Source organism: Streptomyces sp. NPDC047117, assembly GCF_040643545.1.
GTDB lineage: Bacteria > Actinomycetota > Actinomycetes > Streptomycetales > Streptomycetaceae > Streptomyces.
Genome location: NZ_JBEYUN010000002.1, coordinates 426931 through 443582, shown reverse-complemented (window position 1 = coordinate 443582; position 16652 = coordinate 426931). Strand labels below are relative to the sequence as shown.

General features: G+C 69.9%; 15 protein-coding genes and 1 tRNA gene. 8 read left to right on the top strand and 8 right to left on the bottom strand.

Features of this window, described 5'->3' with window-relative positions:
• Positions 1 to 15: 15 nt before the first annotated feature.
• Both ABZ840_RS05095 and ABZ840_RS05090 read right to left on the bottom strand, forming a co-directional pair.
• Positions 16 to 885, bottom strand: coding sequence for a hypothetical protein (locus ABZ840_RS05095; protein WP_361553453.1), 870 nt, complete (start codon positions 883 to 885; stop codon positions 16 to 18).
• 21 nt (positions 886 to 906) lie between these two features.
• A complete protein-coding gene (locus ABZ840_RS05090) occupies positions 907 to 2388 on the bottom strand; it encodes a DUF2252 domain-containing protein (protein ID WP_361553450.1) in 1482 nt (493 codons plus the stop codon).
• Between the two features lie 547 nt (positions 2389 to 2935).
• On the opposite strand from ABZ840_RS05090, the gene ABZ840_RS05085 reads away from it, so the two are divergent.
• On the top strand, positions 2936 to 3370 hold the full coding sequence (locus ABZ840_RS05085; RefSeq protein WP_361553447.1) for a MarR family winged helix-turn-helix transcriptional regulator: 435 nt from the start codon (positions 2936 to 2938) through the stop codon (positions 3368 to 3370).
• A 27-nt stretch (positions 3371 to 3397) separates the two neighbouring features.
• On the opposite strand, the gene ABZ840_RS05080 is transcribed toward ABZ840_RS05085, so the two are convergent.
• Positions 3398 to 3760, bottom strand: a complete 363-nt coding sequence (locus tag ABZ840_RS05080; protein WP_361553444.1) for a helix-turn-helix domain-containing protein — start codon at positions 3758 to 3760, stop codon at positions 3398 to 3400.
• A gap of 152 nt (positions 3761 to 3912) precedes the next feature.
• On the opposite strand from ABZ840_RS05080, the gene ABZ840_RS05075 reads away from it, so the two are divergent.
• Positions 3913 to 4563, top strand: coding sequence for an NAD(P)H-dependent oxidoreductase (locus ABZ840_RS05075; protein ID WP_361553441.1), 651 nt, complete (start codon positions 3913 to 3915; stop codon positions 4561 to 4563).
• Between the two features lie 237 nt (positions 4564 to 4800).
• Here ABZ840_RS05075 and ABZ840_RS05070 read toward each other — a convergent pair.
• Positions 4801 to 4884 (bottom strand) — tRNA-Leu (locus tag ABZ840_RS05070).
• Between the two features lie 555 nt (positions 4885 to 5439).
• Here ABZ840_RS05070 and ABZ840_RS05065 point away from each other — a divergent pair.
• The 6 genes from ABZ840_RS05065 to pknB all read left to right on the top strand — a co-directional run bounded on the left by ABZ840_RS05065 (position 5440) and on the right by pknB (position 13449).
• Complete coding sequence (locus ABZ840_RS05065; protein ID WP_361553437.1) at positions 5440 to 6252, top strand: DUF3662 and FHA domain-containing protein; 813 nt, start codon at positions 5440 to 5442, stop codon at positions 6250 to 6252.
• Positions 6253 to 6262: 10 nt separating this feature from the next.
• Entirely contained in the window at positions 6263 to 6796 is a 534-nt protein-coding gene (locus ABZ840_RS05060) for an FHA domain-containing protein (protein ID WP_361553434.1), read from the top strand.
• Positions 6797 to 6925: 129 nt separating this feature from the next.
• A complete protein-coding gene (locus ABZ840_RS05055; RefSeq protein WP_361553431.1) occupies positions 6926 to 8437 on the top strand; it encodes a PP2C family serine/threonine-protein phosphatase in 1512 nt (503 codons plus the stop codon).
• 23 nt (positions 8438 to 8460) lie between these two features.
• Entirely contained in the window at positions 8461 to 9858 is a 1398-nt protein-coding gene (locus tag ABZ840_RS05050) for an FtsW/RodA/SpoVE family cell cycle protein (protein WP_361553428.1), read from the top strand.
• A complete protein-coding gene (locus tag ABZ840_RS05045; RefSeq protein ID WP_361553425.1) occupies positions 9855 to 11321 on the top strand; it encodes a penicillin-binding transpeptidase domain-containing protein in 1467 nt (488 codons plus the stop codon). Before ABZ840_RS05050 ends, ABZ840_RS05045 begins: the two co-directional genes overlap by 4 nt.
• Positions 11322 to 11466: 145 nt before the next feature.
• Entirely contained in the window at positions 11467 to 13449 is a 1983-nt protein-coding gene (gene pknB, locus ABZ840_RS05040; RefSeq protein ID WP_361553422.1) for a Stk1 family PASTA domain-containing Ser/Thr kinase, read from the top strand.
• A 114-nt stretch (positions 13450 to 13563) separates the two neighbouring features.
• Here the strand turns inward: pknB and ABZ840_RS05035 are convergent, their stop codons facing one another.
• The 4 genes from ABZ840_RS05035 to ABZ840_RS05020 all read right to left on the bottom strand — a co-directional run bounded on the left by ABZ840_RS05035 (position 13564) and on the right by ABZ840_RS05020 (position 16626).
• On the bottom strand, positions 13564 to 14247 hold the full coding sequence (locus tag ABZ840_RS05035; protein WP_361553918.1) for a class E sortase: 684 nt from the start codon (positions 14245 to 14247) through the stop codon (positions 13564 to 13566).
• Between the two features lie 149 nt (positions 14248 to 14396).
• Positions 14397 to 15818, bottom strand: coding sequence for a class E sortase (locus ABZ840_RS05030; RefSeq protein ID WP_361553419.1), 1422 nt, complete (start codon positions 15816 to 15818; stop codon positions 14397 to 14399).
• Positions 15815 to 16453: an aminodeoxychorismate/anthranilate synthase component II gene (locus ABZ840_RS05025; protein WP_361553416.1), complete on the bottom strand. Its 639-nt coding sequence runs from the start codon at positions 16451 to 16453 to the stop codon at positions 15815 to 15817. The genes ABZ840_RS05030 and ABZ840_RS05025 overlap by 4 nt, the downstream gene beginning before the upstream one ends.
• Entirely contained in the window at positions 16450 to 16626 is a 177-nt protein-coding gene (locus tag ABZ840_RS05020) for a hypothetical protein (RefSeq protein ID WP_361553413.1), read from the bottom strand. The genes ABZ840_RS05025 and ABZ840_RS05020 overlap by 4 nt, the downstream gene beginning before the upstream one ends.
• Positions 16627 to 16652: the final 26 nt, after the last annotated feature.

Below are 16652 nucleotides of genomic sequence, written 5' to 3'. Positions count from 1 at the left end.
CCCGCACGCGCCGCGCTATCCGACCAGCTGCGCCAGCCGCTGCTTGCGCTCCGCGACATCCGCCAGCAGCTTCTCCGCGATCTCCTCCAGCAGCGCGTCCGGATCCGCCGGCGCCATCTTCAGCATCTGACCGATCGCGCTGTCCTCCAGCTCCGCCGCGAGCGCCGTCAGCAGCTCCTTGCGCTCGGCCAGCCACTCCAGCCGCGCATACAGCTCCTCGCTCTCGCTCAGCAGCCGCTCCTGCGGCACCGGCCCGGCCTCCCACTCCGCCGACAGCTCCCGCAGCGCCCCCTCGTCACCCGCGGCGTACGCGGCATTGACCCGCACGATGAACGCGTCCCGGCGCTCCCGCTCCCGCTCGTCCTGCGCCAGGTCCGGATGCGCCTTCCGCACCAGCTCCCGGTACACCTTGCGGGCCTCCTCGCTGGGCCGCACCTTCTGCGGCGGACGCACCGGCTGGTCCGTGAGCATCGCCTGCGCCTCCGGCCACAGCCCCTCCCCGCCCATCCAGCCGTGGAACAGCTCCTCCACACCCGGCATCGGCAGCACGGCGGCACGGAGCTCCTGCGCCCTGCGCGCGTCCTCCGGATCGCCCGACCGCGCGGCGACGGCCTCCGCGATCTGCGCGTCCAGCTCGTCCAGCCGCGAGTACATCGGCCCGAGCCGCTGGTGGTGCAGGCGCGAGAAGTTCTCGACCTCCACCCGGAAGGTCTCCACCGCGATCTCGAACTCGATCAGTGCCTGCTCGGCCGCCCGCACGGCCTGCGCCAGCCGTGCGGTCCCCGCGTCACTTCCCTCGGGGCCGCCCGCCGCCGGACCCTGCGGGCCTCCGCCACCGCCGGCTGCCTGGCCGTCCTGCCCGTTCTCCGCTTGCGAGTTCGTCACCCGGCCACCCTACGGCCCGGCTCACACTCCCGGCTCCGCGGCCATCCGGCCGTTGCGCACCGCCGTCACCAGCTCCTCGTGGTCCGCCTCCGCACGGTCCGCGTACGCCACCGCGAACGCGGCCACCGCCTCGTCCAGCGCCTCGTTCTTCCCGCAGTACCCGGCGATCAGCCGCGGATCGGCACTGTGCGCATGCGCCCTGGCCAGCAGCGCCCCGGTCATCCGCGCGTAATCGTCCAGCTCGTCCGCCCGCAGCGCCGCCGGATCCACGCTCCCCTTGCGATTGCGGAACTGCCGCACCTGGAACGGCAGCCCCTCCCGGCGCCCGCCCGCGCCCTCCGCGCCGTACACCGTCGTCCAGCCCAGCAGCATGTCGCTCACCACCTGCATCCGCTTCTGGCCCAGCACCACCCGACGCGCCTCGTGCTCCACCGGCGCCATCTCGAACCCCGCCTTCTGCACGTACGGCGCCAGCGCCGACCCACGGACCTCCTTCACCTGCAGGATCAGCGGCTCACCCCGCGGATCCACCAGCAGCACGACGTACGACCGCAGGCCCACGCTGCCCGTGCCGACCACGCGGAACGCCACGTCGTGCACCGCGTACCGGGACAGCAGCGGCAACCGGTCGTCGGGCAGCGTCCGCAGGTACCCGCCGAGCGACGAGACCACCGCCGCGGCCTCCGCGTCCGGCACCCGCCGCAGCACGGGCGGCGCATCCACGAACCGCCGCAGCCCACTCCCACGACGGCCATCGGCCCCCCTCGCCCCGCCGTCGCCGGGGCGGGCCCCGTCATCCGGCACCGCCTCGGTCGCCTTCGCCGCGAACCGCGCGCTGGTGTTCTTGCGCGCCTTGTCCATGACGCGCTGCAGGGTGCCCACCAGATCCCGGGCATCGGCGTGCGAGACCAGGTCCTCGTCCACGATGGCGTTCCACGCGTCGAGCGCCGGCATCCGTGCCAGCAGCCGCATCGTGCGGCGGTACGCGCCCGCGGCGTCCCGCGCCGCGTCCCGGCAGGTGTCCTCGCCGCCCCCCGCCTCACGGCCCGCCAGGACGAACGAGGTGGCCAGCCGCTTCAGGTCCCACTCCCACGGCCCCCGGAGGGTCTCGTCGAAGTCGTTCAGATCGATCACCAGCCGCCCGCGCGCATCGGCGTACAGACCGAAGTTCGCGGCATGCGCGTCGCCACAGATCTGCGCCGCGATGCCCGTGACGGGCGTGGTCATCAGGTCGTACGCCATCAGCCCGGCCGAACCGCGCAGGAAGGCGAACGGCGAGGCCGCCATCCGGCCGACCCGTATCGGAATCAGCTCCGGAATGCGCCCGGCGTTGGACTCCTCCACGGCAGCCACGGCGTCAGGCCGGCCCGCCCCGAGAGCCGGCTCACCGTGCGCGGACCGCGGAACCGTCTCCCGCAGCCCCTTACCGACCGCCTTCGGCCCGGGCCCCTCATCACCGCGCCGCGCAAAACCACTGACGTAGGGGAGACGAAGCGATTCCATGCCGGGTCCTTTGGGATCGGGGGCGGGGGCGGGGGGTGCGGAGAGAGTGGGCCACTGGGGCCGGGCGGGGTGAGCTGAGTGGGGAGTGACGGGGGTGGCCGGAGAGGGCGCGGGTCGGGCGGAGCAGAGGCGAGCGCGGGACGGAATAGGGCCCAGGAGGGGCAGGGGCGGGGAGGGGCGACCGGTGAACGGGGCGGGGGGTGCGGGTTGGGGGGGGCGTGGGTGGGGGCCGGTGGAAGAAGCCTCGCCGAACCGTTTCCCCTCTCCCCCCGGGGGCCCCGCCCCCACCCCTCCCCAACCCCCTCACCACCCGCCCCATCAGGCCATCCATCCCCGTCTTTTCGGTCGGATGCCGTGTGCGGAATGTTGATGGAGATGACGCTACAGACAGGCCGCGTCGGGCGGCAGGGCCTGTGGATAACTTGCGGGAGAGGGTGCGGAACAGACTGCTCACCCGACTCGGACGGCTGCCCACGCGCCACACGTCGGCTTACACAACCCGCACAATAGGTTGTAAGATGCAACAAAATCAGGAAAGGCAAAGACAGTGGCAAAGCGAGACGACTCCGTCGGGATCATTCAGCAGGAGCTGACCGCGTTCGCGCGTCGCGCCCGCGCCACCGCGGCCCGGATGCACCCAGAACTCTCGCTCGTCTCGTACACCCTCCTCGCCCACCTGGACGACCAGAAGGGCTGCCGCGCCACCGACCTCGCCGCGCATTACCTGCTGGACAAATCCACGGTGAGCCGGCAGATCTCCGCGCTGGAGCGGCTGGGCTTCGTCGAGCGCCGCGTCGACCCCGACGACCATCGCGTCCAGGTGCTGCACCCCACCGAACTGGGCGCCCAGGTGCTCGCCAGCGCGGGCGCGCAGCGTCGCCAGGCCTTCACCGAGCGGCTGACCGAATGGGACGACGCGGATCTGGAGCGATTCGCCTCGTACCTGCTGCGCTACAACGAGGCACAGCAGCGGCTGGGCTGAGCCCACCGCCTGACGAAGCTCGCCCCGTCAGTCCCGAAACCGCTCCGGGCACTGACCGCCGTCCGCCAGATACGTCTCGGCCCAGCGTGCGAGCTCCTTGAGCGCCGGCTCCAGGGCGAGGCCGGCGGTGGAGAGCCGGTACGCGACGCGCAGCGGCGGCCCGGCGTCGACCTCGCGGACCACCAGGCCCGCCGAGCCCAGTTCCACAAGCCGGTCGGAGAGCATGCGCTCGCTGATGCCCGGGATCGCCCGCCGGAGATCGGCGAAGTGCACCGGGCCGGACATCAAGGTGGCCACGATGAGCCCCGTCCACCGCTTTCCGAGCAGTCCGAAGACACGCGTCATACCGCTGTCGACCTGCTTGCATGCCTCTCCGCCGCGCTCAGCCATGAGACCAGGGTACTGCTTTCCCGTTGGGGACTGCAGAAAAGTAAGCTACTGTGCTATTCATAGGTACATACGGTTTTCCATCCACTGCCGAGGAAGGGGACGCCGGCCATCGGCCCCGGCCCCTACCGGCCTCCAGCCACCAGGAGCCCACCATGGCCACGCTGCTGCTCATCGACTCGTCCGTCTCCCCCGAGGGCGTCTCCGCCTCGCGCGCGGTGACCACCGCATTCCGTAAGACCTGGGAGGAGCAGCACCCCGGCGGCACGGTGATCCACCGCGATCTGGCCGTCGACCCGCTGCCGCACCTCGACGGCGTCGCCGCCTCGGCCGGTTTCAGCGACCCCGCCACCCACACTCCGGAGCAGCAGTCGGCGTTCGCGGTGCGGACGACGCTCGCCGAGGAGATCGAGCAGGCGGACGCGATCGTCATCGGCGCCCCGATGTACAACTTCACGATTCCGTCGACCCTGAAGGCATGGCTGGACCAGACGATCATCATGGGCCGCACCGCCGGTGAGACCCCGTCCGCCAAGGGCACCCCGGTCGTCGTCGTGGCGAGCCGTGGCGGCAGCTACGCCCCGGGCACCCCGCGCGAGAGCTTCGAGTACGTGCAGAACTACCTGGAGTCCGTGCTGACCGGCGCCTTCGGCTTCGAGGTGCACTTCATCGTGCCCGAGCTCACCATGGCGCCGTCGAACCCGGCGATGGCCGAGCTGATCCCGCTCTTCGAGGCCTCCCGCGAGAAGGTCCAGCAGGAGGCGGTCACCAAGGCCAAGGAGCTCGCGGAGCGCGTCGCCGCCTGAGCCGGACCGGCAACGGCATCACCCGGACCGACTCCGGCAGCCGCCGGACCGGCCCAGCGGAGAGGGGATGTGAGGTACGCCTCACATCCCCTTCTCTGTCGCCGCTCTCCGCCACCCTCGAACCGCTCCGCCGCAGCCGTCCACGGCCGCCGTCCCGGGCCCCGAGCGCCGCCGCCACACCGCTCCGAACAACGAAAAACCCCCGGTCCGGATCTCTCCGGGACCGGGGGTCCTCTGTGCGCGAGGGGGGAGTTGAACCCCCACGCCCTTTCGGGCACTGGAACCTGAATCCAGCGCGTCTGCCTATTCCGCCACCCGCGCATGGGTGTTGCCGTTCGATTCTCTCACCGGTGATCCGGGCCGTTGGTCCGGGTCTTCGGCGGGAGCGCCTTTCGACATGGAAAACATTAGCACGCTGCGAGGGGTGCCTTCACACTCGTTCCCCGCGGGCCATCTCCCGGCCGCACCTGGGGCGTCTTCCCGACGGCTTCATGGCCGGTCCCGGGCGCCGCTCTCGAACGCTGCGCGCTCCGGCTCGTGCGGACTGCTCGTGCGCCGGTCACCCGCCCGGCCCCGCTGCGGGCATCCAATCCTCCCCGTCGCGTCAGTACGGCGCCCGCCACAGAGGTCCATCCGGGCCCCGCGCACCTCCTCAACGGCCCCGCCCGCCCGGGGAGCCCGGCAGTTGCGGGACACTGTCGTCCGGCCGCATCTACGATCGCAGTCAGCATGGGACGGCGAGCGTGGGCAACCTTGTGAGAGGCGACACTCGTCCTCTAGGCGGGAAAGGGGAACCAGCTGTTTTCCCGACGCGTGGATACGATCAGTAAGCAGTACAGGGGCGACCCTGAAGAAGACTGAGGAAGGAGGTGCCCCGTGGGAGTACTGAAACGCTTCGAGCAGCGTCTCGAGGGCCTCGTCAACGGCACCTTCGCCAAGGTGTTCAAGTCCGAGGTGCAGCCCGTGGAGATCGCGGGCGCGCTCCAGCGTGAGTGCGACAACAACGCCACGATCTGGAACCGCGACCGGACCGTCGTCCCCAATGACTTCATCGTGGAGCTGAGCACGCCGGACTACGAGCGCCTCAGCCCCTACAGCGGTCAGCTCGGCGACGAGCTGTCCAGCATGGTGCGGGACTACGCCAAGCAGCAGCGCTACACGTTCATGGGCGCGATCAAGGTCCACCTCGAAAAGGCGGAGGACCTCGACACCGGCCTGTACCGCGTGCGCAGCCGCACTCTCGCCGCCAGTTCGTCACAGCAGGGAGGCGCCGCCCCGCAGGGGGCAGGCGCGGCCCGGGCCGGCCGGCCCGGCGGCGGACACGTGGGCCCGCCCCCCATGCCCTCGTCTCCTCCGCCCGGTGCGCCGCAGGCCGCGCGCACCGGCGCCGGACCGCAGCCGCAGGCCCAGACCCGGCGCTGGATCGAGATCAACGGCACCCGCCATCAGATCTCCCGTCCGACGCTGGTGCTCGGCCGCAGCACCGACGCCGATGTACGCATCGACGATCCGGGGGTCTCGCGCCGCCACTGCGAGATCCGCACCGGATCGCCGTCCTCGATCCAGGATCTCGGGTCGACGAACGGCATCGTGGTGGACGGGCAGCACACCACCCGCGCTACGCTCCGCGACGGCTCGCGGATCGTCGTGGGCAGCACCACCATCGTTTACCGGCAAGCCGAAGGGTGAAGCGGGGGCAATGTCAGAGCTGACCCTCACGGTCATGCGGTTGGGTTTCCTCGCCGTACTGTGGCTGTTCGTCATCGTGGCCGTACAGGTCATCCGCAGCGATCTGTTCGGCACGCGCGTCACGCAGCGCGGTGCCGCTCGTCGCGGGGGCCAGGAGCCGCGGGGCGCACAGCGGCAGGCGGCGGCACCGCAGCAGGCGCAGCGTCGTCAGGAGAGCGGGCGCGGCGGCAACAACCGCCAGCGCCGCGGCGCACCCACCAAGCTGGTGGTCTCCGAAGGGACCCTCACGGGCACGACGGTCGCCCTGCAGGGCCAGACCATCACGCTGGGGCGGGCGCACGATTCCACGATCGTGCTGGACGACGACTACGCCTCCAGCCGGCATGCCAGGATCTACCCGGACCGTGACGGGCAGTGGATCGTCGAGGACCTCGGGTCCACGAACGGCACGTATCTCGACCGGACCCGGCTGACGACTCCGACGCCGATTCCGCTGGGAGCGCCGATCCGCATCGGCAAGACCGTCATCGAGCTGCGGAAGTAGTACGACAATGAGCGAGCGGAGCGAGCGAGCCGCGGCGGTCCACTCGGCCGGCCCGTGCGCGCTCCCGACCGGAGGGTGGGCAGTGTGGCGCGAGACCGGCTGTACCCCGAGCCGACGGGCGAGGTGCGCATGAGTCTGTCACTGCGCTTTGCCGCGGGGTCCCACAAGGGCATGATCCGGGAGGGCAACGAGGACTCCGGGTACGCCGGCCCGCGCCTGCTCGCCATTGCCGACGGCATGGGCGGCCAGGCCGCCGGTGAGGTCGCCTCGTCCGAGGTGATCTCCACCCTCGTCCAGCTCGACGACGATGTGCCGGGTTCCGACATCCTCACCTCGCTCGGCACCGCCGTGCAGCGCGCCAACGACCAGTTGCGCGTCATGGTCGAGGAGGACCCGCAGCTGGAGGGCATGGGGACGACCCTGACCGCCCTGCTGTGGACCGGGCAGCGGCTCGGCCTCGTGCACGTCGGCGACTCCCGCGCGTATCTGCTGCGCGACGGGGTGCTGACCCAGATCACGCAGGACCACACGTGGGTGCAGCGGCTGGTCGACGAGGGCCGGATCACCGAGGAAGAGGCCACGACGCACCCGCAGCGGTCGCTGCTGATGCGGGCGCTGGGCAGCGGTGACCATGTCGAGCCGGACCTCTCCATCAGAGAGGTGCGCGCCGGGGACCGGTACCTGATCTGTTCGGACGGTCTGTCGGGGGTGGTGAGCCACCAGACGCTGGAGGACACCCTCGCCAGCTACCAGGGCCCGCACGAGACGGTGCAGGAGCTGATCCAGCTCGCGCTGCGCGGCGGCGGCCCGGACAACATCACCTGCATCGTGGCCGACGTGCTGAACGTCGACGACACCGACACCCTCGCGGGCCAGCTGAACGACACCCCGGTGATCGTGGGCGCGGTCGCGGAGAACCAGCACCAGTTCGGTGACGGTGCCATGCAGACTCCGGCGGGCCGCGCGGCCGAGCTGGGGCGGGGCGGCCGCGGTGACGTGCCGCAGCAGCCGTCCGGCGGCTTCGGCCCGCCCGGGAGCGGCGCCGAGGCGGTTCCGCCGCAGGGCGCGTACGGCGCGTTCGTCGACGAGGACTACGCGCAGCCGCGGCGGCGCGGCCGGTGGATCAAGCCGACGCTGATCGTCGCGCTGTGCCTGGCGGTGGTCGGCGGTGGTCTGTACGCGGGGTACCGCTGGACGCAGTCGCAGTACTTCGTGGGTGCCAAGAGCGGGCATGTGGCCCTGTATCAGGGCATCAGCCAGGACCTGGCGTGGTTCAGCATGAACAAGATCGACCAGGACCACCCCGAGATCGAACTCAAGTACCTGCCCGCCTACCAGCGCAAGCAGGTCGAGGAGACGATCGCGGTCGACAGCCGGACGCAGGCGCTGGCCAAGGTCGGCGAGCTCGGCAAGCAGGCCGGCGCGTGCAAGTCCATGCAGCAGCGGGAGGCCGCCGAGCGCGAGGCGGCCCGCAAGAAGAGCGAGGGCCGGGCCGGCGGGACCGCCGGTACCAAGCCGGACGCGACCTCCGGGCCGGGCAGTTCGACGAGCAGCGCGAGCCCCACTCCCACGCCGTCCACCAGCAACTCCCCCTCCGCGGAGCAGCAGCGGCTGGAAAAGAATTGCAGCACCCAGCAGTGAGGGCGTAGGGGGCAGTTGATCTCATGAGCAGTACCAGCAACACCACCACCATCGGGACGATCGGAGCCCCGAGCCGCCGGAACACCGAACTGGCGCTGCTCGTGTTCGCCGTGGTCATCCCGGTGTTCGCCTACATCAATGTCGGGCTCGCCAAGGAGGACACGGTCCCGGCCGGCGTGCTCGGCTACGCGCTGGGCCTCGGCCTGCTGGCGGGCGTCGCGCACCTGGTCGTGCGGAAGTGGGCGCCGTACGCGGACCCGCTGATGCTGCCGATCGCGACGCTGCTGAACGGCCTGGGCCTGGTGTTCATCTGGCGTCTGGACCAGGAGCCGCAGATCACCACGCCGCAGCTGGGCGGGGCGATGGCGCCGGGTCAGCTGATGTGGTCGACGCTGGGTGTGGCGCTGTTCCTGGGCGTACTGATCTTCCTGAAGGACCACCGTGTCCTGCAGCGCTACACCTACATCTCGATGGTGGTGGCGCTGGTCCTGCTGATCCTGCCGGTGTTCTTCCCGGCCCGCTTCGGTGCCCGCATCTGGATCACGATCCCGGGCGTGGGTTCGCTGCAGCCGGGTGAGTTCGCGAAGATCATCATCGCGATCTTCTTCGCCGGTTACCTGATGGTGAAGCGGGACGCGCTGGCACTGGCCAGCCGCCGCTTCATGGGGCTGTACCTGCCGCGCGGCCGCGACCTCGGCCCGATCCTGGTCATCTGGGCGCTCAGCCTGATGATCCTGGTCTTCGAGACCGACCTCGGTACGTCGCTGCTGTTCTTCGGCCTCTTCGTGATCATGCTGTACGTCGCGACGGAGCGGACCAGCTGGATCGTCTTCGGTCTGCTGCTCAGCGGCGCCGGCGCGGTCGCCGTGGCCTCCTTCGAGTCCCACGTGAAGACCCGTGTGCACAACTGGCTCAACCCCTTGGAGCTGCTGAACGGCGGCGTCACCGAGACCGCGCAGGCGATGTACTCCTTCGGCTCCGGCGGCATTCTCGGTACGGGCCTGGGGCAGGGCTACTCGCGCCTCATCGGCGGTATCGCGCCGAAGAGCGACTACATCCTCGCCACCGTCGGCGAGGAGATCGGCCTGGCCGGTCTGATGGCGATCCTGCTGCTGTACGGCCTGCTCATCGAGCGCGGCATCCGTACGGCGCTGGCCGCCCGCGATCCGTTCGGCAAGCTGCTGGCCGTCGGCCTGTCCGGCGCGTTCGCGCTGCAGGTCTTCGTCGTCGCCGGCGGTGTCACCGGGCTGATCCCGCTGACCGGTATGACGATGCCGTTCCTGGCCCAGGGTGGTTCGTCCGTCATCGCCAACTGGGCGCTGGTGGCGATCCTGCTCCGGATCAGCGACACCGCGCGCCGGCCGGCCCCGGCCCCCGCCCCCTCGACCGACGCCGAGATGACCCAGGTGGTCCGACCGTGAACAAGCCCCTGCGCCGGGTCGCGATCTTCTGCGGCCTTCTCGTCCTCGCTCTGCTCATCCGCGTCAACTGGGTGCAGTTCGTCCAGGCCGACGAACTCAAGAACGATTCCCACAACCGCCGGGTGGCCATCGAGCGGTACAGCATCCCGCGCGGCAACATCATCGTCGGCGACAAGGCCGTGACCGGCTCGACCACCACGGACAGCGGCGACTTCAAGTACAAGCGCACGTACAAGGACGGCCCCATGTGGGCGCCGGTCACCGGGTACGCCTCCCAGGCGTTCGACGCCAACCAGCTGGAGAAGCTGTACGACCCGATCCTGACCGGCACCGACGACAAGCTCTTCTTCAGCCGCACGGTGGACATGTTCACCGGCGAGAAGCAGCAGGGCGGCGACGTCGTCACCACGCTGGACGCCAAGGCGCAGAAGGCCGCGTACGAGGGCCTGAAGGGCAAGAAGGGCGCGGTCGCGGCCATCAACCCGGAGACCGGCGCGATCCTCGCCCTGTCCTCCGCACCGTCCTACGACCCGTCCAGCTTCGCCGGCATGAGCGACGACGACGCCAAGGCGTACACCGGGCTGCTGAAGAAGAGCAATCCCGACGAGCCGATGCTGAACCGGGCGCTGCGCCAGACCTACCCGCCGGGCTCGACCTTCAAGGTCGTCACCGCGGCCGCGGCGCTGGAGAACGGCCTGTACACGGACATCGACGCGAAGACGAACTCGCCGCTGCCCTACTACCTGCCGGACACCGCGCACCAGCCGCTGAACAACGAGGGCAACCTCCCGTGCAAGGACGCCAGCCTCCGTGAGGCGCTCCGCGTGTCCTGCAACAGCGTCTTCGGCAAGATCAGTGCCGACCTCGGCAACGAGAAGATGATCAAGGAGGCCGACGAGTTCGGCTTCAACAAGGAGCACTTCACGCCGGTCCGCGCGGACGCCAGCGTCTACCCCAAGGACAACCGGCCGCAGAACGCCATGGCCGGCATCGGCCAGGCCTCCAACCGCGCCACGCCGCTCCAGATGGCCATGGTCGCCTCGGCGGTCGCCAACGGCGGCACGCTGATGAAGCCGTACATGGTCGACAAGCTGGTCGCGCCGAACCTGAACGTGCTGCAGCAGACCCAGCCGGAGAAGCTCAGCGAGCCGCTGAAGCCGGAGAACGCGCAGAAGCTGCAGGACATGATGGAGACGGTCGTCAAGACCGGTACCGGTACCACCGCCCAGATCCCGGGCGTGACGGTCGGCGGCAAGACGGGCACCGCGCAGCACGGCGAGGACAACAAGGACAACCCGTACGCCTGGTTCATCTCCTACGCCAAGACCGACAAGGGCACCCCGGTGGCCGTCGCCGTGGTCATCGAGGGATCCGACACCCTGCGTGGCGACATCGCCGGTGGCAAGCTGGCGGCGCCCGTCGCCAAGGCGGTCATGGAGGCGGTACTCGACGGCAACAAGTGACCTCGGTCACGACCGTACCGGTCGCATATCAGGTGGCGGCCGCGGCCGGGCCGCGTCAGGCGTGCCGGGTACGGTATGCCCGAACAGCACACCGCCGGACCACACACAGGTGCGGTCGGGATCGACGGAGAGGGCTGGAGTAGCTATGGAAGAGCCGCGTCGCCTCGGCGGCCGGTACGAGCTGGGCTCGGTGCTCGGCCGCGGCGGCATGGCCGAGGTCTACCTCGCCCATGACACCCGCCTCGGGCGCACCGTCGCTGTGAAGACGCTGCGGGTCGACCTGGCCCGCGATCCGTCTTTCCAGGCCCGGTTCCGCCGTGAGGCCCAGTCGGCAGCCTCGCTGAACCATCCGTCCATCGTCGCGGTGTACGACACCGGCGAGGACTATGTCGACGGCGTCTCGATCCCGTACATCGTGATGGAGTACGTCGACGGTTCCACGCTGCGTGAGCTGCTGCACTCCGGTCGCAAGCTGCTGCCCGAGCGGTCTCTGGAGATGACCATCGGCGTGCTGCAGGCGCTGGAGTACTCGCACCGGGCGGGCATCGTCCACCGCGACATCAAGCCCGCGAACGTCATGCTGACCCGCACCGGTCAGGTGAAGGTCATGGACTTCGGCATCGCCCGTGCGATGGGTGACGCCGGCATGACGATGACGCAGACCGCAGCGGTGATCGGCACGGCGCAGTACCTCTCCCCGGAGCAGGCCAAGGGCGAGACCGTCGACGCGCGGTCCGACCTGTACTCCACCGGCTGCCTGCTGTACGAGCTGCTGACCGTGCGGCCGCCGTTCGTCGGCGACTCCCCGGTCGCGGTCGCGTACCAGCACGTGCGGGAAGAGCCGCAGCCGCCGAGCAACTTCGACCCCGAGATCACGCCCGAGATGGACGCGATCGTCCTCAAGGCCCTGGTCAAGGACCCGGACTACCGCTACCAGTCGGCGGACGAGATGCGCGCCGACATCGAGGCCGCGCTGGACGGGCAGCCGGTCGCGGCCACCGCTGCGCTCGGCGCCGTCGGCTACGACCAGGACCAGCCCACCGCGACGCTGCGGCCGCAGGACCCGGCGGGCGCCACCTCCATGCTGCCGCCGACCAATCCGGACGACGGCGGTTACGGCTACGACGAGCGGCCCGACCGGCGCCGGGGCCAGAAGAAGAACCGCACCTCCACGATCCTGCTGATCCTGGCGGCGATCCTGGTGCTGATCGGTGCGATCTTCATCGGCAAGGCGATGTTCAGCGGCGGCAAGACGGAGGGCAGCTTCCCGGCCCCCAGCCTGGTCGGCAAGACCCTGGACGAGGCGCGGCAGGCCGGCCGCAACGGCGACTTCAAGGTCGTCAAGGGCGGCAGCAAGACCTGCGACAACGTGAAGAAGGGGCAGGTCACCAAGCAGAACCCGACGGCCGGCTCCGACATCGAGAAGGACGACACGGTCACGGTGACGATGTGCACCGGCGTCGCCAAGGTCACCGTGCCGGATGTGAAGGGCTACACCTTCGACAAGGCGAAGTCCATCCTGGAGGGCAAGGGCTTCACCGACATCCAGCAGACCAGCGAGGCCTCCGACCAGACCCCGGGCTCGGTCATCAAGCAGAACCCCGAGAGCCAGACCGAGGCGGCCAAGGACAAGACGATCACCCTGACCGTCGCGGCCGAGAAGCCGAAGACCTCGGTGCCCGACGTCACCAACAAGCCCTTCGACCAGGCGCAGAAGCAGCTGACCGACCTGGGCTTCAAGGTGTCCCGGACCGATCAGGAGTCCGACCAGCCGGCCGACACCGTGCTGTCTCAGGACCCGGCCGGCGGCAGCCAGGCCGAGAACGGCTCCCAGATCGCCCTGACGGTCGCCAAGGCGGCCGAGAAGGTCCAGGTGCCCGACCTGGCGAACCAGAAGCTCAAGGACGCCAAGAAGACCCTCACCGACATGGGTCTCGCGGTCGGCAACATCACCGGTCCGCAGGACGACAACTCCACCGTTGTGGTCTCCGACCCGATCGCCGGCACGGAGGTCGCCAAGGGCACCTCCGTGAACGTCACGACGATGCCCGGCAACGGGAACGACGACGGCGGGGACGAAGGCGGCTGGTGGGGCGGCGTGGGCAACTGGGGCCGCGACAAGAACTGACGCCGAGGCACAACCGGCGGCAGCAGCCAGCACATGAGAGGGCCCGGGGCGATCACTCGCCCCGGGCCCTCTCGCATGCACGACGGACGTCGGGTCACTCGCCCCGCTCGCCGCTTACCGCGGTGGCGGCTGGCGCAGTTCCTTCGGCGGGGTGCGGTCGGCGTCGACCTTTTCGGTTCGGACCAGCTCGCCCCAGACGATGTAGCGGTAGTTCGAGGTGTAGACCGGCGTACAGGTCGTCAGGGTGATGTAGCGGCCCGGCTTGCGCTTGCCGGACTCCTTGGGGACCTTGTTCAGCACGTCGACGTTGAACTTGGTCGTCTCCGGCAGGGTCGCGAAGACCTTGTAGACGTACCAGCGGTGCTGCGACTCGTAGACGATCGGGTCGCCGTCCTTGAGCTTGTCGATGTTGTGGAACTTGGCGCCGTGTCCGTCCCGGTGCGCGGCGAGCGTGAAGTTGCCGGTCTTGTCCTGCGGCAGCGCGGACTTCACCGGCTCGGTGTAGTAGCCGGCGACCCCGTCGTTGAGGATCTTGCTGCTGGTGCCCTTCTTGACCAGCACCTCACCGTTCTTCATCGCGGGGACGTGCAGGAAGCCGATGCCGTCCTTGGTGTCCAGCTCCTTCTGCTCCTCCGGCCCCGACGAATCGGCCCAGTGCTGCCGGATCCGGTCGCCCTGGTGGTGTGCCTCGCGGTCGGCGAGGACGTTGGTCCACCACAGCGAGTAGGCGACGAAGAGGCCCATCACCACACCGGCCGTGATCAGCAATTCGCCGATGAAGCTGACGACCGCGGCTATCCGGCGCCGTGCCTTCCGCGGCGCGGGCCGGGACGCCGCGCCGGACGTCCCGGACGTCCGTGACGCCCCGGTGTCATCGGTTCCCTCGACGCCCTCGACGTCCGCGTCCTGTCCGGTGGCAGTCACCGCGTGGTACCCCCTGATGGTGCTCAGCTGACGAGCGCATCCGGCTTGCCCTTGCTCCGCGGTCGCTCCTCGACCATCTTGCCCCACACGATCATCCGGTAGGTACTGGTGAACTCCGGGGTGCACGTGGTCAACGTGAGATACCGGCCGGGCCCGGTGAAACCGGAGCCGGGCGGGACCGGGCCGATGACACCGACGTTGGAGGGCAGGGTCTGCGGGAGGATGTTCGCCATCTCGTACGTGTAGAAGCGGGTGCGGGTCTCGACGACGATCTTGTCGCCCTTCACCAGCCGGTTGATGTAGCGGAACGGCTCACCGTGGGTGTTGCGGTGGCCCGCCACCGCGAAGTTGCCGGTCTTGTCCCAGGGCATCGCCGTCTTCAGCTTGCCCTCGCCGTAATGGCCGACCATGCCGCGGTCCAGGACCTCGTGCTTGCTGATGCCCTCGGCGATCGGGACCTTCACGTCCAGCTTCGGGATGTACATGATCGCGAAGCCCTCGCCGGGCGAGAACGCGCCCGCCGCGCGCTTGTCGCCCTCGCCGTCGTTGTCCCACTGCTGCTGGAGGTTGTTGGCCGCGCCGCCCGCCTCGTTGTGCGCCAGGACGTTGGTCCACCACAGCTGATACGCGACGAACAGCAGCATCAGCACGCCGAGGGTGATGAACGCCTCGCCGGTGATCCGGCTGGCGACGACGCCGACGCTCTCCTTGCGGGCACGCGCGGCCTGGCGCGCGGCGACCCGCGACGTCGGAGCGGGCTCGGGAGGGGCCTCTGCGGCCGGGGTGGCGTGGCGGCCGCGTCTGCCGCCCCGTTTGGCGGCCGCCTGCGCCGCTCTGCGCCGCTCGGCGCGGCCACCGGTCGTCGGAGGCGTTGTTTCACGTGAAACAGCGTCCTCGGGCCGTTTCACGGCCTTCGGGTCCGCCTGTCGCAGCGCCATCGTTTCGTCATCGGCGGGCAGGGACGGAACGGCAGGCGCGATGACGGTGTCCGCAGCGGCGAGCGCCGCTGCGCTGTAGGCACCGGCCGGACCTTGTTCGTACGCCGAAGGCTGGTCGTACGCCGAAGCCCGACCCGGTGCCGAAGGCTGGTCGTGTGCCGGGATCCGGTCGAAGAGGGCGGTCGGCTCGTAGCCAGCGGGCTGCTGGTAATCGGCGGTCTGCTGATAGCCGGCAGCCGACGGGAAGTCGGAGGACTGCTGGAATCCGGCAGCCGGCTGGAAGTCGGAAGGCTGATCGTACGGGCGGGCCGCCCGGTCGTACGCGGAGGCAGCCCGCTGGTTCTGGGCCGGCTCCGCCCCCCGGCCGCCGTCGTCCTGGCCGGGCAGCGGGTCCGTGAGGGGATCGCCGAGCTGCCCGACGGCCGCCTCGAACGCGGCAGGGTCGCCGTACTGATCGTAAGGACCGTACGACGACGTGCCTTCGCGCTCGGGGCGGAGCGCGGTCACGCGCCGGCCTTGCCGACCACCGGGGCAAGCCCCGTCGAACGCTCCACAGCTCCCTCGTCACCGCACTCGACCAGCCAGTTGGCGAGCATTCCGTGGCCCCACTCGGTCAGCACCGATTCCGGGTGGAACTGCACGCCCTCGACCTGCAGTTCGCGGTGGCGTACGCCCATGACCAGGCCGGTCTCCGTCCAGGCGGTGACCTCCAGCTCGGCCGGCAGGGTGTCCCGCTCGACCGACAGGGAGTGGTACCGGGTGGCCGTGAACGGCGAGGGCAGGCCCTGGAAAACGCCCTTGTGCTCGTGCGTCACCAGGGACGTCTTGCCGTGCAGCAGCTCGGGGGCACGGCCGACGACGCCGCCGTACGCCACCGCCATGGACTGCATGCCCAGGCACACGCCGAAGACCGGTACGCCGGTGTCCGCGCAGTGCCGCACCATGTCGATGCAGACACCGGCCTGTTCGGGCGCGCCGGGACCGGGCGACAGCAGGACGCCGTCGAAACCGTCCTGCGCGTGCCCCGGCTCCACCTCGTCGTTGCGCCGCACCTCGCACTCGGCACCGAGCTGGTAGAGGTACTGGACGAGGTTGAAGACGAAGCTGTCGTAGTTGTCGACGACGAGGATCTTCGCGCTCATCGGACGGCCCCCATTCCCTGGTCCACCGTGACGTCGCCGAAGGGGAGCAGCGGCTCCGCCCATGGAAAGACGTACTGGAAGAGCAGGAAGACGATCGCCAGCGCGAGCACGAGCGAAATCAGTGCCTTCACCCATGCGTTGCCCGGCAGATGCCGCCAGATCCAGCCGTACATGCTGTCCCTACTTGCCGATGCCAATG

What these genes read in the sequence shown, in the direction of transcription:
- ABZ840_RS05090 (WP_361553450.1), bottom strand. Translation starts at nt 2,388, where the DNA reads ATGGAATCGCTTCGTCTCCCCTACGTCAGTGGTTTTGCGCGGCGCGGT.
- ABZ840_RS05080 (WP_361553444.1), bottom strand. Translation starts at nt 3,760, where the DNA reads ATGGCTGAGCGCGGCGGAGAGGCATGCAAGCAGGTCGACAGCGGTATG.
- ABZ840_RS05075 (WP_361553441.1), top strand. Translation starts at nt 3,913, where the DNA reads ATGGCCACGCTGCTGCTCATCGACTCGTCCGTCTCCCCCGAGGGCGTC.
- ABZ840_RS05060 (WP_361553434.1), top strand. Translation starts at nt 6,263, where the DNA reads ATGTCAGAGCTGACCCTCACGGTCATGCGGTTGGGTTTCCTCGCCGTA.
- ABZ840_RS05055 (WP_361553431.1), top strand. Translation starts at nt 6,926, where the DNA reads ATGAGTCTGTCACTGCGCTTTGCCGCGGGGTCCCACAAGGGCATGATC.
- ABZ840_RS05050 (WP_361553428.1), top strand. Translation starts at nt 8,461, where the DNA reads ATGAGCAGTACCAGCAACACCACCACCATCGGGACGATCGGAGCCCCG.
- pknB (WP_361553422.1), top strand. Translation starts at nt 11,467, where the DNA reads ATGGAAGAGCCGCGTCGCCTCGGCGGCCGGTACGAGCTGGGCTCGGTG.
- ABZ840_RS05025 (WP_361553416.1), bottom strand. Translation starts at nt 16,453, where the DNA reads ATGAGCGCGAAGATCCTCGTCGTCGACAACTACGACAGCTTCGTCTTC.
- ABZ840_RS05020 (WP_361553413.1), bottom strand. Translation starts at nt 16,626, where the DNA reads ATGTACGGCTGGATCTGGCGGCATCTGCCGGGCAACGCATGGGTGAAG.